This is a genomic window from Kluyvera huaxiensis (assembly GCF_040149365.1).
Classification (GTDB): Bacteria; Pseudomonadota; Gammaproteobacteria; order Enterobacterales; family Enterobacteriaceae; genus Kluyvera; species Kluyvera intermedia_A.
This window is the reverse complement of record NZ_JBEFLV010000001.1, coordinates 242,804-268,595: the sequence shown is the minus strand read 5'-3', so window position 1 is coordinate 268,595 and position 25,792 is coordinate 242,804. Positions and strand designations below refer to the sequence as shown.

Annotated in this window: 20 protein-coding genes and 1 pseudogene; 12 read left to right on the top strand and 9 right to left on the bottom strand. The window is 51.5% G+C overall.

What is annotated here, in order from left to right; all coding sequences use genetic code 11:
- The first annotated feature begins 23 nt into the window (after positions 1–23).
- The 4 genes from ABOC97_RS01320 to ABOC97_RS01305 all read left to right on the top strand — a co-directional run bounded on the left by ABOC97_RS01320 (position 24) and on the right by ABOC97_RS01305 (position 2,873).
- A complete protein-coding gene (locus tag ABOC97_RS01320) occupies positions 24–428 on the top strand; it encodes a hypothetical protein (protein ID WP_349593091.1) in 405 nt (134 codons plus the stop codon).
- Positions 425–760, top strand: coding sequence for a hypothetical protein (locus ABOC97_RS01315; protein WP_349593089.1), 336 nt, complete (start codon positions 425–427; stop codon positions 758–760). Before ABOC97_RS01320 ends, ABOC97_RS01315 begins: the two co-directional genes overlap by 4 nt.
- Before the next feature lie 15 nt (positions 761–775).
- The gene (locus ABOC97_RS01310) at positions 776–1,135 is read left to right on the top strand and encodes a hypothetical protein (protein ID WP_349593086.1); all 360 of its coding nucleotides are present in this window, start codon (positions 776–778) and stop codon (positions 1,133–1,135) included.
- 802 nt (positions 1,136–1,937) lie between these two features.
- Positions 1,938–2,873 (top strand): hypothetical protein, encoded by a 936-nt coding sequence (locus ABOC97_RS01305; protein ID WP_349593083.1) that lies wholly within the window; start codon positions 1,938–1,940, stop codon positions 2,871–2,873.
- A gap of 317 nt (positions 2,874–3,190) precedes the next feature.
- Here the strand turns inward: ABOC97_RS01305 and ABOC97_RS01300 are convergent, their stop codons facing one another.
- On the bottom strand, positions 3,191–3,454 hold the full coding sequence (locus ABOC97_RS01300; protein ID WP_349593081.1) for a hypothetical protein: 264 nt from the start codon (positions 3,452–3,454) through the stop codon (positions 3,191–3,193).
- A 369-nt stretch (positions 3,455–3,823) separates the two neighbouring features.
- Between ABOC97_RS01300 and yncE the strand changes: the two genes are divergently transcribed.
- Together yncE and ABOC97_RS01290 are read left to right on the top strand one after the other, a co-directional pair.
- The gene (yncE, locus tag ABOC97_RS01295; protein ID WP_349593078.1) at positions 3,824–4,882 is read left to right on the top strand and encodes a 7-bladed beta-propeller protein YncE; all 1,059 of its coding nucleotides are present in this window, start codon (positions 3,824–3,826) and stop codon (positions 4,880–4,882) included.
- A 10-nt stretch (positions 4,883–4,892) separates the two neighbouring features.
- Positions 4,893–6,881 (top strand): TonB-dependent receptor domain-containing protein, encoded by a 1,989-nt coding sequence (locus ABOC97_RS01290; protein WP_349593076.1) that lies wholly within the window; start codon positions 4,893–4,895, stop codon positions 6,879–6,881.
- A gap of 35 nt (positions 6,882–6,916) precedes the next feature.
- Here ABOC97_RS01290 and ABOC97_RS01285 read toward each other — a convergent pair.
- A pseudogene (locus ABOC97_RS01285) lies at positions 6,917–7,808 on the bottom strand (LysR family transcriptional regulator).
- A gap of 150 nt (positions 7,809–7,958) precedes the next feature.
- Between ABOC97_RS01285 and ABOC97_RS01280 the strand changes: the two are divergent.
- The gene (locus tag ABOC97_RS01280; RefSeq protein ID WP_349593073.1) at positions 7,959–8,936 is read left to right on the top strand and encodes an NAD(P)H-dependent flavin oxidoreductase; all 978 of its coding nucleotides are present in this window, start codon (positions 7,959–7,961) and stop codon (positions 8,934–8,936) included.
- A 62-nt stretch (positions 8,937–8,998) separates the two neighbouring features.
- Here ABOC97_RS01280 and ABOC97_RS01275 read toward each other — a convergent pair whose 3' ends face one another.
- Positions 8,999–9,619, bottom strand: coding sequence for a LysE family translocator (locus tag ABOC97_RS01275; protein WP_349593071.1), 621 nt, complete (start codon positions 9,617–9,619; stop codon positions 8,999–9,001).
- Positions 9,620–9,780: 161 nt separating this feature from the next.
- Positions 9,781–10,581: a helix-turn-helix transcriptional regulator gene (locus tag ABOC97_RS01270; RefSeq protein ID WP_349593068.1), complete on the bottom strand. Its 801-nt coding sequence runs from the start codon at positions 10,579–10,581 to the stop codon at positions 9,781–9,783.
- A 102-nt stretch (positions 10,582–10,683) separates the two neighbouring features.
- On the opposite strand from ABOC97_RS01270, the gene ABOC97_RS01265 reads away from it, so the two are divergent.
- The 4 genes from ABOC97_RS01265 (at position 10,684) to adhP (ending at position 16,852) form a co-directional block, all read left to right on the top strand.
- Positions 10,684–11,442 carry a class I SAM-dependent methyltransferase gene (locus tag ABOC97_RS01265; protein WP_349593065.1) on the top strand — a complete coding sequence of 253 codons (759 nt, stop codon included), beginning with the start codon at positions 10,684–10,686 and terminating at the stop codon, positions 11,440–11,442.
- A 331-nt stretch (positions 11,443–11,773) separates the two neighbouring features.
- Positions 11,774–13,468 carry an NAD-dependent malic enzyme gene (locus tag ABOC97_RS01260; protein ID WP_349593062.1) on the top strand — a complete coding sequence of 565 codons (1,695 nt, stop codon included), beginning with the start codon at positions 11,774–11,776 and terminating at the stop codon, positions 13,466–13,468.
- Between the two features lie 394 nt (positions 13,469–13,862).
- Positions 13,863–15,575 (top strand): ATP-binding cassette domain-containing protein, encoded by a 1,713-nt coding sequence (locus ABOC97_RS01255; protein ID WP_349593059.1) that lies wholly within the window; start codon positions 13,863–13,865, stop codon positions 15,573–15,575.
- Positions 15,576–15,841: 266 nt separating this feature from the next.
- A complete protein-coding gene (gene adhP, locus ABOC97_RS01250; protein WP_349593057.1) occupies positions 15,842–16,852 on the top strand; it encodes an alcohol dehydrogenase AdhP in 1,011 nt (336 codons plus the stop codon).
- A gap of 42 nt (positions 16,853–16,894) precedes the next feature.
- Here the strand turns inward: adhP and araJ are convergent, their stop codons facing one another.
- The 4 genes from araJ to fdnG form a co-directional block, all read right to left on the bottom strand.
- Positions 16,895–18,061, bottom strand: a complete 1,167-nt coding sequence (gene araJ / locus ABOC97_RS01245) for an MFS transporter AraJ (RefSeq protein WP_349593054.1) — start codon at positions 18,059–18,061, stop codon at positions 16,895–16,897.
- Positions 18,062–18,351: 290 nt separating this feature from the next.
- A complete protein-coding gene (gene fdnI / locus ABOC97_RS01240) occupies positions 18,352–19,008 on the bottom strand; it encodes a formate dehydrogenase-N subunit gamma (protein ID WP_349593051.1) in 657 nt (218 codons plus the stop codon).
- Positions 19,001–19,888 (bottom strand): formate dehydrogenase subunit beta, encoded by an 888-nt coding sequence (gene fdxH / locus ABOC97_RS01235; RefSeq protein ID WP_349593048.1) that lies wholly within the window; start codon positions 19,886–19,888, stop codon positions 19,001–19,003. Before fdxH ends, fdnI begins: the two co-directional genes overlap by 8 nt.
- Before the next feature lie 11 nt (positions 19,889–19,899).
- Positions 19,900–22,947, bottom strand: a complete 3,048-nt coding sequence (gene fdnG, locus ABOC97_RS01230) for a formate dehydrogenase-N subunit alpha (RefSeq protein ID WP_349593045.1) — start codon at positions 22,945–22,947, stop codon at positions 19,900–19,902.
- Positions 22,948–23,165: 218 nt separating this feature from the next.
- Between fdnG and yddG the strand changes: the two genes are divergently transcribed.
- On the top strand, positions 23,166–24,047 hold the full coding sequence (gene yddG / locus ABOC97_RS01225; RefSeq protein WP_349593042.1) for an aromatic amino acid DMT transporter YddG: 882 nt from the start codon (positions 23,166–23,168) through the stop codon (positions 24,045–24,047).
- Positions 24,048–24,228: 181 nt separating this feature from the next.
- Here the strand turns inward: yddG and ABOC97_RS01220 are convergent, their stop codons facing one another.
- Positions 24,229–25,719, bottom strand: coding sequence for an MFS transporter (locus ABOC97_RS01220; protein WP_349593039.1), 1,491 nt, complete (start codon positions 25,717–25,719; stop codon positions 24,229–24,231).
- Positions 25,720–25,792 lie beyond the last annotated feature (73 nt).

The following is a 25,792-nucleotide window of genomic DNA, read 5'->3' as shown; positions in this document are numbered from 1 at the left end:
ATTTTTCTTAGGACCTGATTCAAATGAAACGATTGATTCCAATCCTTGCCTCTGCCGCAAGCATGACCATTCCGGTTGCTGCAATGGCAGACAATATTATTTGTCATGGCGGCTGGAGCATTGAGCGACACGTTACCGGTAGTGCCAGTAGTGGATTCATGAGCTACATGAAAGATGCTGGCGTCATAAAGTTATTGCATAACGGCAAGCTCATTTCACAAAAACGCATTCAGGACATTCAGCAATCGGTGTATCAGACCAGTGGTGCTCCACTTGTTAACTACGAGTTTGATGTTGATAAAAACAGTTTCTATATCCTTGCTCTGGATATGAGCACTCAGGGTGCATCAGGTGGCGAGCCGGATATCAAACTTTGGGGTACTGACGCAATGGGAATTGATTGCATCTTACAGGTAGGTGCTGAATGAAAAAATTAATCACCCTTCCCTTATTGATATCAATGGCCGGTTTGTTATTTACAAATCAGTCACTGGCGATTACGCAATCACAGATGCAGATGAGAGCGACTGCTACATGTGATTCTTACGCAAATTTTTCCAGAATTGCCAGTCCGGATATTATTTATGGCGCATGTATCACCGGAGCCAAAGACGCAATGCGGCACCGCAATTCCGTCTGTGAGAAGAAAATAAAGAAATTTAATGAACAGGCGGAAACCTTACGAGGAATGGAGCGGGCCGAGCATATTGAAGTTACTCAGGCATATCGCGCCGGATGCAACGCTGGAAAACAAAACTAAAAAGGAATACAAAAAATGAACAGTTCATTTTTGACGAAATATCTTTCGAAATTAACGCTCGCTATCAATCTTACAATAACCATACTAGTTTGGCTCTATTTTGTTGGAACTGACAACCCGTCATGGTATTCGATACTTCAGGGATATGCTTTCATCAGCTTTGATACGGCAAAAATCATTATCACTGTTATCTGTGCTGCATGGATAATCAAAAGCATTACATCCTATGAGCTAAAAACAGTTCTGTTTACTCAGGCGGACATTCAGAAGGAAATGCTCAAAGAACTTCAGTTATTAAGAAGTGGAAAGCAAATGAGTAATGCCGATGCCATGAAAGATGACTTCAGGATAGACTTTGATAAAGTAGATTGCTGATATTTCTCTGATACTGACATGTAAGGGTCTTCACCTTGGTGGAGATTCTTATTTTTATTCTGATTCTTTGTTAACTCAAGCCGTATGGCTCTCCTGCGGAGGGCTCAATATTGGACTAATATTGAAACACTAAAGTAAGAGGCTAAGTAACCACGGAATACCGATTAAGATAATAGAGTAATAATAGGTATATATAAGAGATTAACCCCGGTTGGCGATTTGGCGATGGTAGCATGGATATTGAATTACGTAAATATATTATATTTATTTTTTTATCTCTCCACCCTATCGGGTAATTCCGGCGCAGCACATCAGCATAATCTGATTCATATAACGCATCACGAGCCATTAAAGGGCTACAGCCAGTACAAAACCATGCTTTAGCCCTAAAACAGCCCATAATCGCCCCCACGCAACCTCTGGTCACAATTTATACCAATTTCATTTAACTGTATAAATGAACAGCGCCGTATATGCCGGAATCCTGCCATCAGACAGGCCCAGCACACCCTGCCCTGACCCGTATTTACAGTGCCTGTAGCGCATTCTGAGCGCACTGGTGCATGATAAGGCATGAATGCCACGCCCACTCAGTGACAGTCGCAGAGCGGCACTGGTAGAGTGCTACGATACCTGTCACATTGCATTGTCTGTATTATTTTTAATTTTTATTTTTTGAATGGATTCTTTAATTTAATTCCTGACCTCCACCCGGAGTGCTGGCCTGACAGAAGGTAAAGGGAAAAGTAGGACCCGACCCGATTCTTTTTCCCCTTTTCATTCGTCACCCAGGAAATGTCAGATGACTTACTTTCGAAATAAGAAATATCATCAGAACTACAGCCATAACACTTTGTTTCCAGGCGCTGTATTTACCACGAAGCATAATGGTGAATGCTCCATTCTTGGTCGTTCGGAAGACAAATCAAGGCGTGGATATTATGTCGTGGAATTTAAGGATAGCGGCATAGTTAAGGAGGCTTATGGTACGCATATTAAATCGGGTGCAGTCTCAGATGATGCCTTTCCGTCCTCAGAAGAGGAACGAATAACATTATTGATGAGGCCGCGTTATTATGATGTGGGATATATTGGGAATGGAAGACACTCCACTATTGAAAATACCAGAAGTCACCAGAGAACGAGGTCATTCATTCTATGGCATAACATGCTGGCAAGGTGCTACATGACAGTTAAAGGGAAACAATATTTTAAAGGATATAAAGGTGTCACTGTATGCGAGCGATGGCATAACTTTCAGAACTTCTGCAATGACCTTCCAAAATTGCATGGCTACAACAAATGGAAGGATAATCCGGGAGAGTTTGAGCTGGATAAAGATTATTCACATCGGCTCATTTATTCTGCTGACACGGTGGCATTTATCAGCACAGAAGAAAATGCCAGGGAAGCTGGATTACGACGTGTTGCCATGAAGATTCCTTCCGGGCATTATCATGAAATAAATAAAATTCGAGATGAGGTATTAACGGAGGCTGAAGATGAATTAAAAAACAATCAAATTAATTATGAAGTTGTTCTTAACGGGAATATGAAAGTAATCCTGTCTGAAACCCCTTATGGAACAGTGTTGTTCTGGCCTCTCACGAAAAAGATTCAGCGTAATTGCTACATGATTGATGGTGATGTACAGGTTTATGTTCATTACCTGCGCTGGCTCATACTTCAGTGGGAAAACAGAAATCCCGACGTAAACTGTGTTGCTACAACCTGTTGATGATGCTATAAAATAGTCATAAAATAACCGGCATTTCACAATGCTATCTATTAATAAGAAAAAACGAACATTCAGGATGTATCTGTAATTCCGCTGTTGCAGTGATTTTCTATGCCAGAAAACAAGTAACAACGTCTGGCAGTTCATTGCAGAAGGCTAAATGCCCGCACTTCGTGCAGTCATTTAACATGTTCAACACATTATGCGTACTAACATAGAATCAGACGGAATCCAGCGTTTTGTGGTCATGATGGCCCTGGTCGCTGATGCTCATTATCTATCCGGCACAGCTCCTTAGTCTTCTGCCGCTGTACCCATCAAGTCGATTGTCCGGCAAGATACTTTGCCAATCCCGCCATCACTTCCGGAAAGTCCGAACTAATGCCTTCGCCAAATTCCTGAGCATCGGGCCCCTGGGTGTTGATTGTGTAGATAAGCTTACTCTGGCCAAATTGTGATGCTTCAATTCGGTGTTCTACACTGACCAACGTTTCTCCCACCCAGGTTTTATCGATGAAGCATTTTTCTGTAGAAACCTCGCTAAGCTGACTACGGATAATGTCCCCCTCAGGTAGCGCCATCGCAAACCATGTTCCTGTGAGAAACGTGAATGGACTTTACGCCAGGGTTCCATTGCTTCCAGTTAGCAGTATCGATGAATGCATGCCATATTTTTTCTGGCGTGTAACACACATCCAGTTCGAAAGATTTACTCCAGACGTTGCTTTCGTTCATCAGAGGCTCCGGTGATTAAATGTAAGTGAACAGATGCTCATACATTGTCACTATCAGCCAATATGTCAATTACCCAAATTTCTGCAAAACACCCATCCCATTTTCCCATCGTTTCAACGCAAAAGTTGGTAGGTAAATGCGAATAGATCTTAATTGCAAATGATAGTGGTTACCATTAACATCTTCCTTTGTAAAAATTTGCAAAGGAAACTTACATGTCTACAAAAAATGTAAAGAAAACGGTTTTTCGCGCCCTCGCCCTCTCCTTTTCCATCCACGCCAGCCTTGTTAACGCCGCTGATTTTACTGAGAAAGACTTTCAATCGCAGTCTCTTGGCCATGGTGTCTATGAGCTTGCCTACGATAAAGGACAAAACGCGCTTTATGCAGCGTCTGCTCCTTCGTTTGAGAAAGATAAAACGGCTGGGCTGGTCTTTCAGCTTGATGCAAACTCACTGAAAATTAACCATAAAATTGCTACCGATCGCCGTACATTTGCTGTTGCTTTAGATGAAGCGAATCACACCCTTTATCTGGGCAACGCTATGGAAGGTTCGATTGCACTTCTGGATACGCGTACAAATAACGTTATCAACACCATCCAGTTGAGCGACGAGAGCAACCCGAAAAAAACCGCCCATGTTCGTGAAGTGGTACTCGATAAGAAGCATCACCGTCTCTATATCTCTGGAATTGGTGGCAAAGATAGCGGCCTGCTTTGGGTCGTTGATACCCAAAAACAGCAGTTGGTTAATACCATTGAGAAGTTCGATCCGGTTGGTTTCGCGGTAGATGAAACCGACGATAAAGTGTACGCCGTCACCGGTAAAGGCGAGCTGCTAACCCTGGATGGCAAAACGTCAAAAGTGCTTTCTCGCGTCGCGGTTGATCCTAAAGAACCGAAGCACTACTTCCTCAATATCGCGCTGAACACCGCCAAAAAAGAAGGTTACATCGCCGATACCAATACTCGCGACGTTCTGGTTGTCGACCTTGATTCCGGCAAACTCCTCCAGCGGATCCCAACGCCTAACTCCATTGCTGTGGTGTATAACGCAGCCCGCCATGAAATTTATGTCACTCACCGTAACGACCAGCAGATTAGCGTTATCGATGCAAAAACCTACGGCGTGAAGCACACCATCAAAACCTCGGCGATGCCCAACAGCATGGTGCTATCTCCTGATGCAAACACGCTGTATGTCAGCGTCAAGCAAGATGAAAAAAGCGATCAGGCTGACTACGTCGTAAAAATCGATCTCACTAAATTCTGAGGAAGTATCCGTGATTACCCAAACACGTATTGCCGTGGCCGTTTCACTCGCTTTTGCTAACCTGCCAACGGCTGTATATGCCGCCAATAACGAAGATCAGATGGTGGTTACTGCCACCGGATTTAGCCAGGAACGTCGGGAAGCACCGGCTACGATATCGGTTGTTGATGAAAAAGAATTAAACACGCGCTCAAACCAAAACGTCACTGAAGCGTTACATGAAATGCCGGGCGTCCTGGTGGGCAACGGCCACGGCACCCTTGCCAGCGGCGATGTACAGATGCGTGGGATGGATTCATCCTATACGTCGTATATGGTTAACGGCATCAAACAAGCGACCCGAGAGTCACGCCCCTACGGCCATCATATTGGTACCGAGGCTTCCTTTCTGCCACCCGTGGCCGCCATCGAACGCGTTGAGGTTATCCGCGGGCCGATGTCCTCTCTTTATGGTTCCGATTCCATAGGTGGCGTGGTGAACGTGATCACCAAAAAAGGCTACAACCTGGAAAACTGGACCGGGGTGCTGGAGGATAATTATTTCCTGCAGGAACAAAGTAAATACGGCAATACCAACCAAACCAATGCCTTCCTGATGGGCCCGGTTATCCCAGGTAAACTCGGCGTCAGCGTGGCAGCCGACTACCTGGATCGTCGCGATGATGATAGTCCAAAGAAACCGCGCTTTGTGAAACATGAAGCGGGGAACCTGGACGCCACTGTCTCAATGTCGCCGACCGATACCCAGCTGTGGGATCTGAATGCTTCTCGCGGTCATCAGGAAAAAAGTCATAACCCGGGCAGTCCGTGGTATTGGGGCTTCGACCGTGATGCGGCCTCACTTTCGCAGCACGCCTGGTACGGCGATGACCTGCTGGAAGTGAAGAACTTCATCAGCTATGAAAAAGCACGTACCGAATATCGCGTCGAGGAAATGGCACCGCAGTTTATTGAACAGCGCAACTTTGAAGCCAACAGCGCCAACACTTTCACACTGGGCGATCATAAACTGACGCTGGGCGCGAACTACACGCGCAATGAGCTGAATGATACCTTCGATATAGAGGATAAAGCCGTTGCCGGCGTTACGCCGGTCAGTAAAATCACCCGTTACGGTTGGGCCGTATTTGCGGAAGATGCGTGGATGATTGTACCAGACTTCATGCTGACCACTTCGGCTCGTTTGGATCACGATAGCTACTTCGGTTATCACGTGACGCCAAAACTGTACGGTAACTGGACTATCGACCAGAATTGGGCGCTGAAAGGCGGCGTATCGACCGGTTATAAAAAGCCCGACTTGCGTGAAAACAACTCCGGCTTTACCAGCGTTTACGGTGCCTACCCTTATTCCTATATTGGGATTGGTAACGACGACCTGAAACCAGAAGAAAGCATCAACACCGAGTTAGGGCTTTACTGGCAACAAGATACGCTGGCACTGGATGCAACGGTATTCCACACCCGATTTAAGAACAAAATCAGCGACTATACAATTTGTACTGAAACGTCGACGCAGAAGTGTGTTTATAACGGCTACACCGCCGAAAGCGTCTCCCAGTATTTCAACGTCAGCGATGCGGAAGTTTACGGTCTGGAGCTGAATGGCGACTGGCAGGTAACGCCTTCCCTGAAAGCAAACGCCAACTACACCTATACTCATAGCGAGCAAAAAAGCGGTGAGTATAAAGGCTACGCGTTGAGCGATTTCCCAACCAGTATGGCCAACGTCTCTCTGACCTGGAATGCTATCAACGATCTGGATCTGTGGACTAAAGCAAGCTGGCGCAGCAACTCACCGGATATTGGTAAATCAACCGCAACGGAGGCTTATGCATTGGTTGATTTAGGTGCTCGCTATCGTGCGACCAAAAATATCACCTTGATGGCCGGTGTTTATAACGTATTTGACGTGAACCCAATCTACACCACAACTTATAACGAAACATCCATGCTTGAAGGACGTCGCTATAATATTGGCGCACGTTACGAGTTCTAAAATATGTCGCCGGAGCGGGTACGCTCCGGCATTTATTAGCGTAGTTCCGCAATCAGCCCTTCCAGCCATTCAGCAAACACCCTCACCTTATGCGATAAATGTCGGTGCGGGTAAAGCAGTGATAGCCTGCGTGATGGGCATGGAAAATCAGGTAAAACCTCGACCAACTGACCACTATCGATATAAGGTTGTAAGAAGAAGTTCATGCCCTGTAATAACCCGAGTCCGGTAATGCCTGCCGCAATATATACCTCGGAGTTATCGAGAATGAGTTTACCCGGAATAGATATCTCCTCTATTCCAGCTTCATGCTGAAAACGCCACGGCATGACCTGACGACTGTTGCTGTTAATCCAGTTAACCCCCTGGTGATGCTGTAAATCTTCAAGTGTCTGCGGCATACCGTGCTGCGCAATATAGGCTGGGCTAGCGCAGGTTGTTATCCTAATATCGCCAAGCTTTCTGGCGACATAATCACCATCATCCAGTGCCCCCCATCCTTAATACGCAATCGAGGCCGTCGCGAAGCAGATCTCGCCGCACATCAGAGCTGCTTAAAATAATCTCCAGATCGGGATGGTCCTGATAAAACGCCGGCAATTTTGGAACCACAATTTGGCGGGCGAACGCAATGGGCATATCAATGCGCAGCTGGCCATGAAGCGGCCGCTCGGGCGCGAACGAATCCAGCAAATCATCCGCCTGCGCCAGTAATGGCTTACTGCGGCGATAAAATTCTTCCCCTTCCGAGGTCAGATTGATACGCCGCGTGGTGCGCTGAAGCAAACGCACGCCACTTTCTTGCTCTAGCTGCTGGAGCGCTTTTGTCACCGCAGGACGATGAATCTGTAGATTTTCCGCAGCCTGGGTAAAACTGCCAGAATCAACAATTTCGATAAAAATCTTAATATTTTCAAATAGATTCATTTGCATAACGCAAGCCCACTTATATAACGGACAATATTGTTATCCATTTAATAATAGTGAAGAACAATTTTCACTATTTTTCAAAACAATCAGGTGGCCTACACTGCCCGCATTCCAGCATATCCCTGCTTGTAACAAGGAAATAACATTATGAAAACCAACCGTATTTGTCAGATTCTGGGTATCGAAAAACCGGTGATTCAAGGGCCATTATCATGGCTGACCGACGCGCGTCTGGTGGCTGCCGTGAGTAACGCTGGCGGGCTGGGCGTTTTGGGGCCGAATGCCGGGTTAACCGCGCAAACCGCAGTCTCTACTCCAGAGGCCACCGCTGAGAAAATGCGTGAAGAGATCCGTAAAACGAAAAAACTGACCGAAAAACCCTTTGGCGTAAACCTGATCCCCACGCCGGAGAATGATATCTGGACCCCGCCTATTCTTAAGGTCATTAAAGAAGAAGGCGTCCGCGCGGTGGTTTATACCGGATATGGCGAAGGTGCCATTATTCCGGCGCTGTTTGACGAACTAAAAGCTGCGGGGATTGCCATTATCTACCGCGATATCAACCCTACGCCGGAAAACACCCGTGAAGCAGAACGCGCGGGAGCCGATATCATCGTCGCCACCGGGTTTGATGAAGGCGGGACGCTGCCGGGTAACGTGCTGGGCACCTTCTCTATTGTGCCGATGATTGCCGACGCGGTGGAAAATGTCCCTGTGCTGGCGGCCGGCGGGATTGTCGATAAACGTACCGCCCGTGCGGCTCATGCGCTGGGTGCAGAGGGTGTATTTGCGGGTTCCGTGTTTATTAGTACTGAAGAAAGCCGCGTACCGCTGTCAATCAAAGAGAAAATCGTCGCCGCAAATGGGCTGGATCTGAACCTGTTCCGCACCCTGCCTGACTTTTATCGTTCTTTGCCGGGCAAGCTGACGAGCAAACTGATGGAAATGGATAAAGCGGGAGCCAGCAAAGAAGAGATAGGCAACGCGATGGGTGGCCTGCGCGGACTGCGACTTGGTATGCTGGAAGGCAATACCGACGAAGGCTATATCTCGCTGGGTACCGGGATCGGCGGTATCAAAACTATTACCCCGGTGGCTGATGTCGTTGAACAGTTAACCGCGTAAAAAAATGGGTAGCATCAGGCTACCCATTTTTCTCTAATCTCAGCTTGAACCGCGCGGATTACCTAGCGATGGCTAAACACAAGTCGCAGCGCGAACAGCATAAATACTCCGCCGGTAACTTGATCCATTCCCCTAACAAACCGTGGCTTACGTAAAACGCGTGAGGCATAACGTGTCGCCAGGATAAGCGTTAATGACCATAAAGTTCCGATAGCAACATGAATGGCCACCAACAGAAAGGTCCAAATAATCGGTGAGTATCCGGCGGGAATAAATTGCGGCAAGAATGAAACGTAAAACACGCCCATTTTAGGATTAAGAACGTTACTCAACATTCCACGAACAAATCCACTCTCCGGGCGTCGCCCTTCAGACGGCAGGTTTGCGGCGGTTTGCCGTGGCCTCAGCAGCAACTGTATTCCCAACCAGAACAGATATCCGGCGCCGCACCATTTGAGAATATCGTACAGTAACGCCGACGTCGCCAGCACCGCACCAAGCCCAAAAGCCACCAATGCGCCCCAGATAAAGCAGCCGGTATCGATCCCCAAGGCGGCCTGAAAAGCTTTTTTCCCACCCTCGGCCGTTGAGGTTCGTAGGATGAGTGCGGTATCAAGCCCTGGAGTCAAGGTAAGGAGTAAGGCGGCAAAAGAAAAAGCGAGAAGTGAATCGGCAACAGACATTTTCGAACTCCGAAAGCGTGGATGCTATTGCAGAATTAACATGAACGCAACAAAAAGTACGGAGCTGCACATAGACGGATGGGTTCAGCATCTTTTTCCGGCTAAATCCCGGTTGTTTCGCTGATAAAACCACACGTATAGGTGACGTTGTCACTTAATGATCATTGCGTCTGGTCGTTCTCGCCCTCAGGAATCAGCATAATCATCTTTAATGCCCGGTTGCTGGTCAGCTGCCAGCTTAATTGGCGATACAGCAGATCGCCTTTCCCGGCATGATGAAACAAGCGTTCGCCCCCTTCCCTTACAATCACCTGCTGTTGTGACCAGAATTCGCGAAAGTCACGGCTGCTTTCGTTCATCTGCTGCACAAAAGCATTCAACACCGTATCATTTGGATAATGAATAGCATCGGCACGCAGCTCGGCCACAATGCGTCTGGCGCGGGCTTCCCAGTTATCGACCAGCTTACGCGCCAGCGGATGCTGGAACATAAAACTCATCATATTAGGAGCATCGTCAACATCCAGCCACCCGGCAAATAACGCCTCGGCGCCTTTATTCCATGCCAACACCTGCCAGGTGAGATCGAGCAGATAGCAGGGTTGCGAGACACAGTTAACCGTTGCCAGAATCGTTGGTTCAACGGCTGGAACCCGCTCGTTCATTGGGTCGCTCTTGTGCGCCAGCAAAAACAGATACTCGCGCTCGGCTGGTGTCAGCTGTAATGCACTGGCGATCCCCGATAGGGTCTGTGCCGACACGGTAATATCGCGCCCCTGCTCAAGCCAGGTATACCAGGTGGTGCTGATAGCACTCATCTGCGCGACTTCCTCGCGGCGTAACCCTTTGGTTCTGCGCCGCGAAATTATCGGGATCCCTAGCCTTTCCGGCGAGGTGTTCTCCCGTTTTACACGTAAAAAAGCGCCCAGCGCTTCTGGCCCAGTCAGCCCCGATTTGTCCATGGTAGTAACTCTATATACCAGTATAAATGGCCATATTGTACCCGTATTAATACCATCGTATAGTCCGCCTTAACAACAAAATAACAACAGAGGAAGACAGGTATGAGCAACCATCATGAAACATTAGTGAAGTCGCAGTTCAGCGGTCAGGCAACGGCCTATTTACAGAGCAGCGTTCACGCTCAGGGCGCGGATTTACGCCGGTTGAGCGAATGGTTAGCTGACGATAATTCAGCCAAATTATTGGATGTGGGCTGCGGCGCCGGGCACGCCAGTTTTACGGCTGCCCCATTAGTGAATTCAGTCACGGCATACGATCTGTCGGAGGGCATGCTGACGGTGGTCGCTCAGGAAGCGCAAAAGCGCGGCTTACACAATATCTCCTGTGCTCAGGGCCCCGCAGAAATACTGCCGTTTGCCGAGAATAGCTTTGATATCGTCATCAGCCGTTACTCCGCGCACCATTGGCATGACATGCAGGCCGCGCTGATGGAAATCCGCAGAGTGCTGAAGCCCGGCGGGCGGTTTATCATGATGGATATCGCCTCGCCGGGAAAAGCGATTCTCGATGTCTGGCTGCAGACCATTGAAATGTTGCGCGATCCATCGCACATTCATAACTACTCGCAGGGCCAATGGCTGACCATGGTCAACAATCGCGGGATGGTGGTGGAAAAGCTGGTCGGCGATAAACTGCACCTGGAGTTTTCCTCCTGGGTGGCGCGAATGAAAACGCCGGATAATATTGTCGAGGCGATTCGCTACCTGCAAAGTAAAGTCTCGGATGATGTACGAGCACATTTTGCCATCGCCGATGACGGCAGCTTTGTAAGCGATACGATTATGTTCCAGGCTCGATAGCCTCACTACGCTGTAACGCCGGGTTAGCCCGGCGTCACTACTGAACATCGGTAACGTGACAGCGTCACTTTTATGTATTTTAACAATGAACCCTGCTACTAGCCCACAAAGCCATATCAACCATCACCATACGGTAGATATAATTCTTGCTCACCGGCGTCGGGCAGCGCACAAAAGACCAAACTGGCGAAATAGTCAGCAGTTGTGTGCTTTTTTGTGCCCTTACCCCCAATTTGTCACCATCATGTTAATCGTTGCTCTATAATCTTGCGCGCTGCAGTTTCTGCCAGCCCGTCGCGGGTCTGGAATGAAGACAACGGAGTGACGTAAGATGTTATCAGGTAATAAAAATCGTTCCCTTTATATCCCCTATGCGGGACCGGTTCTGTTGGAATTTCCTCTGCTCAATAAAGGCAGCGCGTTCAGCATGGAAGAACGCAGCAATTTCAACCTGCTCGGGCTGCTGCCTGAAGTCGTTGAAACCATTGAAGAACAGGCCGAGCGTGCCTGGATCCAGTATCAGGGATTTAAAACTGAGATCGATAAACATATCTACCTGCGCAATATCCAGGACACCAACGAAACGCTGTTCTATCGGCTGGTAGAAAATCATCTCGATGAAATGATGCCGGTCATCTATACCCCTACCGTCGGTGCGGCCTGCGAGCGTTTCTCCGAGATTTACCGCCGTGCGCGCGGTGTTTTCATCTCATATCAGAATCGTCATAACATGGACGATATTCTGCAAAACGTGCCAAATCACAATATTAAAGTGATCGTCGTCACCGATGGCGAGCGTATTCTGGGCCTTGGCGACCAGGGTATCGGCGGCATGGGCATTCCTATCGGCAAACTGTCGCTGTATACCGCCTGTGGCGGCATTAGCCCGGCCTACACCCTGCCGGTAGTGCTGGACGTTGGTACCAATAACCAACAGTTGCTGAACGATCCTCTGTATATGGGCTGCCGTAACCCAAGAATCAGTGACGATGAGTATTATCAGTTCGTCGATGACTTTATCCAGGCGGTGAAACAGCGCTGGCCAAACGTGCTGCTGCAATTCGAAGACTTCGCGCAGAAAAATGCGATGCCGTTGCTGAACCGCTATCGCGATGAAATCTGCTGCTTCAACGATGATATTCAGGGCACCGCAGCTGTTACCGTTGGTACGCTGATTGCCGCCAGTCGCGCAGCAGGTAGCCAGCTTAGCGAGCAGAAAATTGTGTTTCTCGGTGCAGGCTCTGCCGGCTGTGGTATCGCTGAACAGATCGTCTCCCAGTTGCAGCGTGAAGGGTTGAGCGAAGAGCAGGCGCGTGGCCGCGTCTTTATGGTCGACCGTTTCGGTCTGCTGACCGACCAGATGCCTAACCTCCTCGCATTCCAAAGTAAGTTGGCGCAGAAACAAGACAAAATTCAGGGCTGGGAGCATGAGAATGAAGAGATTTCTCTGCTCGATGTGATTCGCAACGCGAAGCCGGACATTTTGATTGGCGTATCTGGTCAGACGGGGCTGTTTACCGAAGAAATTATCCGTGAAATGCACGCCCATTGCCCACGTCCTATCGTGATGCCGTTGTCGAACCCGACTTCACGCGTAGAAGCAACGCCTCAGGAGATCATCAGTTGGACTGATGGTCAGGCGCTGGTCGCCACCGGCAGCCCGTTTGCCCCGGTAGTCTGGAAAGATACGGTGTACCCGATTGCTCAATGCAACAACTCCTACATCTTCCCGGGTATTGGTCTTGGCGTCATTGCCTCTGGCGCGTCGCGTATCACTGACGAAATGCTGATGTCTGCAAGTGAAACGCTAGCTAAACACTCGCCGCTGGCCACTCATGGCGAAGGTTTGGTTCTGCCGGAACTGAAGGATATTCACAAGGTTTCGCGGGCAATTGCCTTTGCGGTCGGCAAAATGGCTCAGCAACAGGGTGTTGCCACGAATACTTCCGCCGATGCGTTGCAGGAAGCGATTGATGAGAACTTCTGGCAGCCGGAATACCGCAGCTATCGTCGTACCTCTATCTAATTGATATTTAGCCCGGCTGGTGTTGCCTCATTGGCACTCAACCGGGCTAATTAACCTTAACGCGCACGATGCTACATACTGGATTATTAAGATCTATAAAATGTATGTTGTAACTAATGTTTTATTCACTGGCGTTATATTATCCGCAAAGCTACACTGCTTTTACCGTTCACCTGACAATAAAATAAGGAGGCTAATTATGCTGTATTGTGAAAATTTTAATATTTCACATACCCTTGGTGATCGCACCAGCTCAAGCGTTATCGATATCGTGCTGCGATAACTTCGGCTTGAGCGAAGACACCTACTCTTAATCCCTTCCCTCGGGCTTACCAGGTTATCGTCAGCGATGTTTGACGAGGCATTCTCATGCCTGTAACTCTTGAGTAAGCAAATGAGCACATTACTAACGGCACAAGCACTTCACGTTGAGACGGCGTTTGGCCCTCTTTTCACCCAACTCACCTTTACCCTGAAGAAAGGCGACCGTATCGGCCTGATTGGCTATAACGGCTGCGGAAAAAGTACCCTACTACAGGTACTTGACGGCACGATTGCGCCCTCTGCAGGACAGGTCTCACTCGCCGGCCATTGTTTAATGGCGCGGGTGGAACAGCATTTACCCGCGTCCATGTTAAATCAGTCACTCATCGATGCCGTCCTTGCTCAGCTTCCCGTCTCTGCACGCGAAAGCCAGCGTTGGCAGGCCGAACGGCTATTGCTGGAGATGGGTTTTATCAGCCCGGAGATAGAACAAACGGCATCAACTCTGAGCGGCGGACAGCATACGCGTCTCTTGCTTGCGCGCGCGCTGATCTTACAGCCTGATTTACTGCTGCTGGATGAACCCGGCAACCACCTCGACCTGCCTACGCTGCTCTGGCTGGAAAGCTTCCTGTCTCACTGGAGCGGCAGCTTCGTGCTGGTATCTCATGATAATCCGCTGCTGGATGCGGTGACGAATACCAGTTGGATCCTGCGCGACAACAGCCTGCACGCCTTCGCTCTGCCCTGCACCGCCGCCCGGCAAGCGCTAGAGGCGCAGGATGAAAGCGACGCGCTACGTCATAAAGCGGAACAAAAAGAAATCGACCGCGTCACCGCCAGTGCCAAACGGCTGGCCACCTGGGGACGGGTGTATGACAACGAAGATCTGTCGCGTAAAGCCAAGCAAATGGAAAAGCAGGTGACGCGGCTCAAAGAAAGCCAGACCGAACTCACCCACGGCACACCGTGGACCCTGGCACTGCATGGCGATGCGCTTCGCGCCGACAGGCTGCTGGAAATGGAGCAACTACCGGTCCCGCCAGCGCCTGGCTTAGCACCGCTGTTCACTACCGGTATTGCACGACTGCAAAGCGGCGACCGGGTGGCAATTATGGGCCGTAACGGCGGAGGGAAATCGTCGCTATTACGTCTGTTGTGGCGGCAGATGCAGCAGGAAACGCCGGACGAGGGACTGCGGCTTCATCCGCGCCTGCATGCGGGTTATTACGACCAAACGCTGCATCAGTTAGCCGATAACGCCACCCTGCTCGACGCACTGGAAGACTTCGAGCCCGCGGCAGAAACACGCAAACGGGCACTGATTTCCGCCGGTTTTGGCTGGGCGCGGCATGGGCAAAAAGTCAGTACGCTAAGCGGCGGCGAGCGTTCGCGTCTGCTTTTTGTGGGGCTTTCACTGGCTCGCTACAGCCTGCTATTGCTTGATGAACCGACCAACCATCTGGATATGGACGGCAAAGAAGCGCTGGCGCAGACACTGTGTGATTACCCTGGCGGATTGCTGTTGGTCAGCCACGACCGGCAGCTCATTAGCCAAAGCTGCAACCGCTTCTGGCTGATTGACGAGCACGGGCTCAGCGAGTGGCCAGATGCCGACGCGGTCTACGACCAGTTCAAAAACAGCGACCGGCTGGAGCCCACTCAGCCGCCGGGTATTGGTAACACGGTGGTTACGTTTAACGACGACGATCTGCTGGAACGGTTGGTCATGCTGGAGGAGCGGCTGGAGGAAGATCTGGCGCGTAAACCCAAGCACCAGAAACCCCAGCTTCAGCAGCAATGGCAGGAGGAAATTATGCAGATTCATCAGTTAATCGGTTAGCGCCAGTCCAGAACGTGGCGGCCTGGTTATCGCCACGTCGCAATACATGCATCAAGGGTAGCCCAATGAGGCGGGCTACCCTTTAATGTTACAGATGATTGCAATCGACTAGTTGTTGAGCACTTAGTGGCACTTTTATGAACACTTAACGCTATGAGCCTGAAAACCCACCAGATTATTCCCCCCTCCCACCTTGCAATTTCATCATTAATGACTAATCATTAATGAGTATTATTATCAAATACATATAAACCAGGAGTAAGGTTATGAAGGCTGCTGTTGTCACTCACGATCATCAGGTTAACGTTACCGATAAAAAGCTGCGTCCTCTCCAGCACGGTGAAGCCCTGTTAAAAATGGAGTGTTGTGGTGTCTGTCACACCGACCTGCACGTGAAAAACGGCGATTTCGGTGATAAGACCGGGGTTATCCTCGGCCACGAAGGCGTCGGCATCGTTAAGGAAGTGGGCCCAGGCGTAACCTCATTGAAAGTTGGCGACCGTGCAAGCGTGGCGTGGTTCTTCCAGGGCTGTGGCCACTGTGAATACTGTAACAGCGGTAACGAAACTCTGTGCCGTTCAGTCGTCAACGCCGGTTATACCGCCGATGGTGGGATGGCTGAAGAGTGCATCGTCACCGCCGACTATTCGGTCAAAGTGCCAGATGGCCTCGACTCTGCCGCCGCCAGCAGCATCACCTGCGCGGGCGTCACCACCTATAAAGCGGTGAAAATCTCCAACATAAAACCCGGTCAGTGGATTGCCATTTACGGCCTCGGTGGCCTGGGCAACCTCGCGCTGCAATACGCGAAAAACGTCTTTAACGCCAAAGTTATCGCGCTGGACGTTAACGATGCGCAGCTGAAGCTGGCGCAGGAAATGGGTGCCGATCTGGTGATCAACTCCCGTAGCGAAGATGCCGCTAAAATCGTGCAGGAAAAAACCGGGGGTGCACACGCCGCCGTCGTGACTGCCGTAGCCAAAGCCGCGTTTAACTCCGCCGTTGACGCCGTTCGCGCCGGTGGCCGCGTGGTAGCCGTTGGCCTGCCGCCGGAATCCATGAGCCTGGATATTCCGCGCCTGGTATTAGATGGTATCGAAGTGGTGGGTTCCCTGGTCGGCACGCGTCAGGATCTGACCGAAGCGTTCCAGTTTGCCGCTGAAGGTAAAGTGGTACCGAAAGTCACCATGCGCCCGCTGGAAGACATCAACGCTATCTTTAAAGAGATGGAACAAGGCCAGATCCGTGGCCGCATGGTGATTGATTTACGCCATTAATGCTCTATGCCTCTCCCGCCTGGGAGAGGCAATTTTCCGCTATTATCCACCAGCCAAAGCCAGCTTACGCTGTTGATAACGCGCATAGATAAGCAGCGACGTCATCGCCAGGAATGACAGCGCGGCTGCTGGTAACGCCACGGTATTCCAGCCAAAATTCAGCGTAATCATCAGCCCACCGAAGAACGCGCCAATCGCGCTCCCGAGGTTAAAAGCAATCTGTCCACCCGCCGCCCCGAGCATCTCTCCGCCCTTCGCATTTTGCAGCAGTAGAATTTGTAGCGGTGCCGACAGCGCAAAAAGCCCGGCGCAGCAGATAAATGCCAGCGTCAGCGACGCAATTTTCATCCCGCCGAGCAGGAAAATCAGCAGCAGCGCCACGACAATCACGCCATCGGTGGTAGCCGCAATCCGCAGCGGACTATAGCGGCCAGAAAGCTTACCGCTGAGAATATTGCCGAGCACCATCCCCAGACCCGCCAGCATCATGATGAACATAATGGCCCCTTCGGAGAAACCGGACACGTTCATCATAAATGGCTTGATATAGCTAAACCACGCAAACACCCCGGCGTTACCGAACATGGTGGCGGCAAAAATCAGCCACGGCGCCGGGCTTTTCAGGAAATGAAACTGCTCGCGCAGACGAGCATCGGATTTGTCAAACAGGGTCGGCACCCAGGCAATGATCGCCACCAGCACCGCGGCGTCAAACAGCGCAATCGCCAGAAACGTATAGCGCCAGCTAAATTGATGCCCCAGCCACGTCCCGGCGGGAACCCCCACCAGATTAGCGACCGTCATCCCGGCAATCATCCCGGCTACCGCCGCCGTCACACGCCCTGGTGGCGCGATCTTCGACAGAATAATCGCTCCGACACCAAAAAAAGCGCCGTGCGGAAAACCGGAGATGAGTCGCCCAATGGCCAGCATCACGTAGCTTGAAGAGACGGTGAAAACGATATTGCCAACAATACACAGCGCCGCCAGCAGCAGCATGATTGACTTCAGCGAGTAGCGCGTGGAAAACAGCGCAATAATCGGCGCGCCAATCACCACGCCAAAGGCATACCAGGAGATCATATTGCCCGCCGCGGGGATCGAAATACCGACATCATGCGCCAGTTCCGGGAGGACGCCCATAATGCCAAATTCAGCCATCCCCAGGCCAAAAGTGCCAAGCGCCAGTGCAAAAATTGTCTTTTTCATCCCTCTAATCACTTGTTTATGTTGCCTTTGCGGGACGGCATTATTGACCATTCGCTGAGCACAGACCAGCCAAAATAAGCCAACGATGGGATAATCCATGAAAACAGCGCAAATGATTCATACCAAGGCGAATGTTGGCAGATGTAACGCCGTAATCTTTTGTGGAATCGTTCTCGCAAAGGCGTAACGGAGGGAATACCTGACATTCGGCTGAACACAAACAAAAAAGAGCGATTTAACGCCCCCTCTCAGGGAACATCAAACCGCTCTAGCATATTCAGAAAGAGAACTTACTTCAGCCCTTCCGAATTTTCTTTCTTCGCTTCAAGACGTTCAACGTCACGATACCAGCGCGGATGGTGCTTCTGCGCCCAACGACGACTGACCTTGCCTTCAATCATTCCTTTAACCGATCCTTTTACCCAGAAGGCCATATACATATGGATAAGGATCGCGTGGATCAGAATGATAGCCGTAGTCGCATGAATCAGCAGCGCATAGCGCACCACCTGAATCGGGAAGTACTGCGCAAAGTACGGACGCCAGATAATCACCCCGCTCACCAGCAGCACAAAAATCATGCTCATGATGGTCCAGAACATCATCTTCTGCCCGGCGTTATATTTCCCGACCCTGGCGACTTTATGTTCGTTGCCTTTCAGCACTTCGACAATCCCCAACACCCACGGAATATCCTGCTTATCCGGAATGTTGTGATGCACAAAGCGGGCGAACATAAACATCAGCACGACGAAAATCAGCACGCCAAAGAACGGGTGCAGAATACGCCCCATCTGCGGTGTACCGAACGTTTCGGTCAGCCACTGCAGCGTCGGGAAGAAGAAGGAAATCCCCGATACGGCCACCAGGAAGAAGCAGATAACCACCGTCCAGTGACAGGCACGATCGACAAACTTCGTGCGCACAATCATTTTCGACTTACTCATGGCCATCTTCCTCCTCGTCATCATCCACTTCTTTGTTCGGGCCAATACCAATGTAGTGATAGATAAGCCCGGCAAAGGTGGCGATAAAGCCAGCGGCAGACAGCGGTTTCAGCGCCCCTTTCCACAGATTGATACTGGTATCAATCGCCGGATCCTTTGGCAGCTTGTGATACAGCTCTGGCTGGTCCGCGTGGTGCAATACGTACATCACGTGAGTACCACCAACCCCTTGCGGATTGTAGATACCTGCCTGCGGATAGCCGCGTTTCTTGAGCTTATCAACGCGCTCCTGCGCCACGTCCAGCATCTCTTTCTTGGTGCCAAAATGAATAGCGCCGGTTGGACAGGTTTTCACACAGGCCGGTTCCTGGCCCACGCTGACGCGGTCAACACACAGGGTGCATTTATACACGCGGTTATCCTCTTTATTGAGGCGCGGAATATTAAATGGACACCCGGCGATGCAGTAACCGCAGCCGATACAATTATCCTGCTGGAAATCGACGATCCCATTGGCGTACTGAATAATCGCACCCGCCGATGGACAGGCCTTCAGACAACCCGGATCCTCACAGTGCATACAGCCGTCTTTACGAATCAGCCACTCCAGCTTGCCGTTCTGTTCGGTTTCGCTAAAACGCATCACCGTCCAGGACTTGGCGCTCAGATCGGCCGGGTTATCGTAAACCCCCACGCAATGCCCTACCTCGTCACGGATATCATTCCATTCAGAGCAGGCCACCTGGCAGGCTTTACAGCCCACGCAGGAAGAGACATCAATCAGCTTGGCGACTTCTTCTTTGTAGTCCCGCGCGCGAGGCGCGGGAGTCATCGAATTCGTGGCAGAGCGTTTGATAATGTCTTGTGTTTCCATCGCCATATAAACGCTCCTTACGCTTTCTCGATGTTAACCAGGAACGCCTTATATTCCGGCGTTTGCGAGTTGGAATCGCCGACGTTAGGCGTCAGGGTATTGGCGATATAGCCCTTACGTGCCGCGCCTTCGTAGCCCCAGTGCAGCGGGATACCGACGGTTTCCACCTGCTGGCCGTTGACGTTGAGCGTTTGCAAACGACGAGTCACTACCGCCACTGCGCGAATAAAACCGCGCTGACTGCTGACCGTGACTTTGTCGCCATTGGCAATACCTTTGGCTTTCGCCAGCCCTTCGCTGATTTCCACAAACTGTTCCGGCTGCGCAATCGCATTCAGACGCGCATGCTTGGTCCAGGTATGGAAATGCTCGGTCAGACGATACGTTGTCCCGACGTACGGGAACTTATCTTTCTTACCAAGGCGCACCGCATCTTCTTCATACAGACGCACAACCGGACTTGAGATAACGTTTGGGTGCAGCGGGTTGGTACCCAGCGGCGTTTCCATCGGCTCGTAGTGTTCAGGGAACGGCCCTTCCGCCAGCTTATCGATGGCAAACAGACGGCCGAGGCCTTCCGGCTGCATGATAAACGGCATCGTCGCGCTGCCCGGAGGCGCGGTATTAAAGTCCGGGATATCGTTCCCCGTCCATTTGCTACCGTTCCACTTGATCAGCATCCGTTTTGGATCCCACGGCTTGCCGTTCACATCCGCAGATGCGCGGTTATACAGCACGCGACGGTTCAGCGGCCACGCCCATGCCCAACCCAACGTATTGCCCAGCCCCGATGGGTCAGAGTTATCGCGGTTAGCCATCTGGTTACCCTGCTCGGTCCAGCTACCGGCGTAAATCCAGCACGAGGATGAGGTTGTCCCGTCATCACGCAGCAGCGCGAAGCTATTGAGCAACTGGCCTTTTTTCGCCATCAGTACGCCGTTCGCATCGTAGATATCCGACAGCGCGTAGCCGTTGTTCTCTTTGGCCACCTCTTCGGATTCCGGATGATCCGGCTGTTTGTAATGCCAGCCCATACTCAGCAGCGGTTCAACGCCCTTACCGCCTTCTTCGCGATACATCTCGCGCAGACGATGATAAATACCGGCCAGAATCTCACCGTCATTACGCGCTTCGCCCGGAGCATCCTGACCTTTCCAGTGCCACTGCAGCCAGCGTCCGGAGTTGGCAATCGAGCCATCTTCTTCGGCAAAACAGGTTGACGGCAGACGGAACACTTCCGTCTGAATAGTGGACGGGTCAACGTCGTTTGATTCGCCGTGGTTCTGCCAGAAGGTCGAGGTTTCGGTTACCAGCGGATCGATAACCACCATGTACTTCAGCTTGCTTAAACTGCGTACAACCTTATTTTTATCCGGGAACGAGGCCACCGGGTTAAAGCCCTGGCAGATATAGCCGGTGACTTTACCGTTATCCATCATGTTGAAGTATTTGATAACGTCGTAGGCCTGATCCCATTTCGGCAACCAGTTAAAGCCCCAGTCGTTATCTTTGCTCGCCGCATCGCCATAGAACGACTTCATCAGGCTAACGTAGAACTTCGGATAGTTGCTCCAGTAGTTCACCTGGTCTGCCAGCGTCGCTTTCGGCGTATTGGCCGCCAGATAGGTTTGCAGATCGGTCTGTTTATCCGACGGCAGCGTCAGATAGCCCGGCAGGCTGGTCGACAGCAGGCCTAAGTCGGTTAATCCCTGAATATTGGAGTGCCCGCGCAGCGCGTTCACGCCGCCGCCCGCCATACCCATATTGCCCAGCAGCAGCTGAATCATCGCCATGGTACGGATGTTCTGCGCACCGACGGTGTGCTGAGTCCAGCCCAGCGCATACAGGAACGTGGTGGTACGATCCGCCGCGCTGGTCGAGGCCAGCACTTCGCACACTTTCAGGAAGTCCGCTTTTGGCGTACCGCAGATATTTTCCACCACGTCCGGCGTATAGCGGGAAACGTGCTCTTTAAGCAGGTTCCACACGCAGCGCGGATGCGTCAGGGTTTCATCGCGTTTGGCGTAGCCGTTTTCGTCGAACTGATAGTTCCACGATGATTTGTCGTACTGACGTTTGTCGGCATCGTAACCGCTGAACAGGCCGTCTTCGAAGGTAAAGTCATCGCGCACCAGCAGATTGGCGTTGGTGTAATGCTTCACGTATTCGGCGTTGATCTTATTGTTTTCGATAAGATACAGCAGAACGCCCGACAGGAAGGTAATGTCGGTGCCGGAACGAATCGGCGCATAGATATCGGCCACCGACGCCGTACGCGTAAAGCGCGGGTCGACGACGATAAGCGTCGCATCGTTATTATTCTTCGCTTCCATCGCCCAGCGGAATCCCACTGGATGGGCTTCTGCGGCATTACCGCCCATCACCATCACGACGTTAGCATTTTTGATATCAACCCAGTGGTTGGTCATCGCACCGCGACCAAATGTTGGAGCAAGACTTGCTACCGTTGGTCCGTGTCAGACGCGCGCCTGGTTGTCTACCGCCAGCATACCAAGCGAGCGCACAAACTTCTGCGTCAGCATGCCGGTCTCATTACTTGCCGCCGATGCGCACAGCATCCCGGTGGAGAGCCAGCGGTTAACCGTCACGCCCTGCTCATTTTTCTCAATAAAGTTGGCGTCGCGGTCGGCCTTCATCAATTTTGCGATGCGATCGAAGGCTTCATTCCACGAAATACGCTGCCATTTATCCGAGCCAGGGGCGCGATATTCAGGGTAACGCAGGCGGGTTTCGCTGTTCACATAGTCCAGCAGGCCCGCGCCTTTCGGACAAAGTGCGCCACGGCTCACTGGATGATCCGGGTCGCCTTCAATATGGTAAATGGCTTCGCGGGTATTTTTTGCTCCATCGCCCAGGCTATACATTAATAGCCCACAACCCACGGAGCAGTATGTGCAGGTATTACGAACTTCTTTGGCGCGCAGTAATTTGAAATTACGCGCCTGAGCCAGCGCTAATTTCGGGGCAAATCCCAGCGCCGCTGCCGTCGTCCCAGCCATACCGCCCGCGCAGATTTTAAAAAACTTTCTGCGGCTGACGTCCATTGTTTTCCTCGTTATCAGGTGAACTTGCCGGCCAAGCTAACAGCATTACCCCTGATTTTTTTGCGTCAAATCAATGTCGAAAACCGATCCCCCCTTAATAGTCGGCGATAGCGATTTTTATTAATACTTAAGGGTTATAGGCTGCGGAAAAATATCACCGGCAGAGGCAAAAAAATGCTATAACCGCAGGCTTCGTATGTAAAAGCATCAGGTCAGGCATGGATAAGAAAAGAGCAACGCTCATTGGATTTAGCGCCATTATTTTGTGGAGCACAATGGTGGGTCTGATTCGCGGCGTAAGCGAGGGGCTTGGCCCGGTTGGCGGTGCGGCAATGATCTACAGCCTGAGCGGCATATTGCTGATCTTCACCGTTGGTTTTCCACAGTTACGTCAAATCCCTCCGCGCTATTTGCTGGTCGGCAGCCTGTTTTTTGTCAGCTACGAAATGTGCCTCGCGCTCTCTTTGGGCTACGCCGGTACCCGCCAACAGGCGATTGAAGTCGGCATGGTCAATTATCTCTGGCCCAGCCTGACCATTCTATTTGCAATTATTTTTAACGGTCAAAAAACCACCTGGTGGGTTACTCCGGGATTATTACTGTCGCTGGTTGGTGTTACCTGGGTATTAGGCGGCGAACACGGACTGGATATTGCGGAAATAAGCAGCAATGTTATCTCCAGCCCGCTGAGTTATATTCTGGCGTTTGTTGGCGCGTTTATCTGGGCAGCCTACTGCACGGTCACGGCGAAGTATGCCAAAGGTAAAAACGGCATCACCCTTTTTGTGTTATTGACGGCGCTAAGCCTGTGGGTGAAATTCCTGATGAGCGAACAGCCGCCGATGATCTTTAGCTGGCCGGTGATCATTAAACTGGTGACCTGCGCCATGTCATTAGGATTTGCTTACGCCGCGTGGAACGTCGGCATTCTCCACGGTAACATCAGTCTGCTGGCCGCCGCGTCCTACTTTACGCCGGTTCTCTCCTCCGCACTGGCAGCATTCCTGTTAAGCGCCGCGCTCTCGTGGTCGTTCTGGCAAGGCGCGGCGATGGTATGCGGCGGTTCGCTGCTGTGTTGGTACGCCACCCGGCGTCCCTAAACGACATCGGGCGCAAGCTTGCGCCTGCGCCCAACATGATATCCAATCAATACCCTAACACCGTCCACGTAAGTAAAGTGATTAGGGGAAACGCCGGGATTTGGTTCCCGGAGGGACACCAAACCCGGTGGTCGCCCCGGGTATCTCAATCTTAAACTCGGCGTGTTAGGCAACATCAGACTTATACCGGATCTGGCACCTTCGCCAGCCCGCGCCAAATTCCTGCCGCCAGCAGCAGTAACAGCACGCCAGCGGTGCCTAAAGCCACGCTGTGGGCACTAATAAACGCCGTTTGTGCCGCTTCGACTAATGCCCGCGCCGGAATAACCGGCAGCGACTGCGCCAATTGCATTGCTTCGCCAATCGACGATGCCGCGCGGGTAGCGGATTCGCTATCCAGATTCTGTGGCAACACAATCGCCGCGCCGTAGCTGCGCGTGAGGATCAGACCAAACAGCGCAATCCCCAACCCGGCACCCAGTTCATAGGCCATGGTTTCAATTGCGCCTGCCGCCGCGGCTTTCTCTTTCGGTGCCGCGGCCATAATCGCCGACGTCGAGGCTAAAAGCGCGCTGGCGGCACTAAAGCCCAGCAGCGCCATCAGCCCCCAGGCCTGCCACTGTTGAGTGCTGAAATCCGTGACCGACAGACCCAGGAAGCTAAACGCACTCAGCAACATCCCGCCGGTCGCCACCTGGCGCAGCCCCAGTCGTGAAACCAGCATCCCGGCAATCGGCCCGCTAAAACCACTGGCCACCATCACCGGCAGCATAAACATGCCCGCTTCAAACGGCGTTTTCTGATGCACAAACTGCAGCTCCTGCGCCATCAGCAGTTCAAAGCCCACCAGCGTCACCAGCGCGGTCATCGCCATCACCACACCGCTGAGGATGATGCGATGGGTAAAGAGACGCATATCGATCATCGGGCGAGTCGCCGCCAGCTGTTGGCGAACAAACGTCACCAGCAGTAGCAGACCGACCAGCGCCACCGAAACGGTGATCCACGGCGCTAACTGCCCTTTGAGCGCGGATTTGGCGCTATAAACCAGCATCAGAATAGCCGCAATCAACATCAGTGCCTGAGTCAGATTCAGCGGCTGCTCGCGACGCGCCGGTTGCCGTGGAACGAGGCGCGCGCTGCAAAGCATCACCACCAGCACAATCGGCACGTTTATCAAAAACACCGAGCCCCAGTAGAAGTGTTCCAACAGCAGGCCGCCGACCAGGGGACCAAACGCCGCACCGCCCGACCCTACGGCTGCCCACAGCCCCAGCGCCATATTGCGATGTTTAGCTTCAGCGAAGGTGCTACGGATCCCCGCCAGCGTCGCGGGCACAATCATTGCGGCCCCGACCGCCAGCAGCGAGCGGGACGCAATAAGCGCCAGCGCAGTGGGTGAAAAGGCCGCTGCCAGCGAGGCAACACCAAATATTCCGCTGCCGAGCAGCAGCAAGCGTTTAAAACCGATCTTATCGCCGAGCGCACCCATCGGCAGTACCATCCCGGCCATCACTAATGAATAAATATCAATGATCCACAGCAGCTCATTGCCGCTGGTTCCCAGCGCGACGCTGAGCGTCGGTGCCGCTACGTGCAGCACGGTTGCGTCAATCGCCACCGGGATATAGACCATCAAAATTGCCATAAGCGTTAACCATTGGCGTGACATAGTTCCTTTCCTCATTTCATTTATGTTGGACACTTGTCCAGGAAAAGGATCCTGCCGGATTGTTGAACGCATG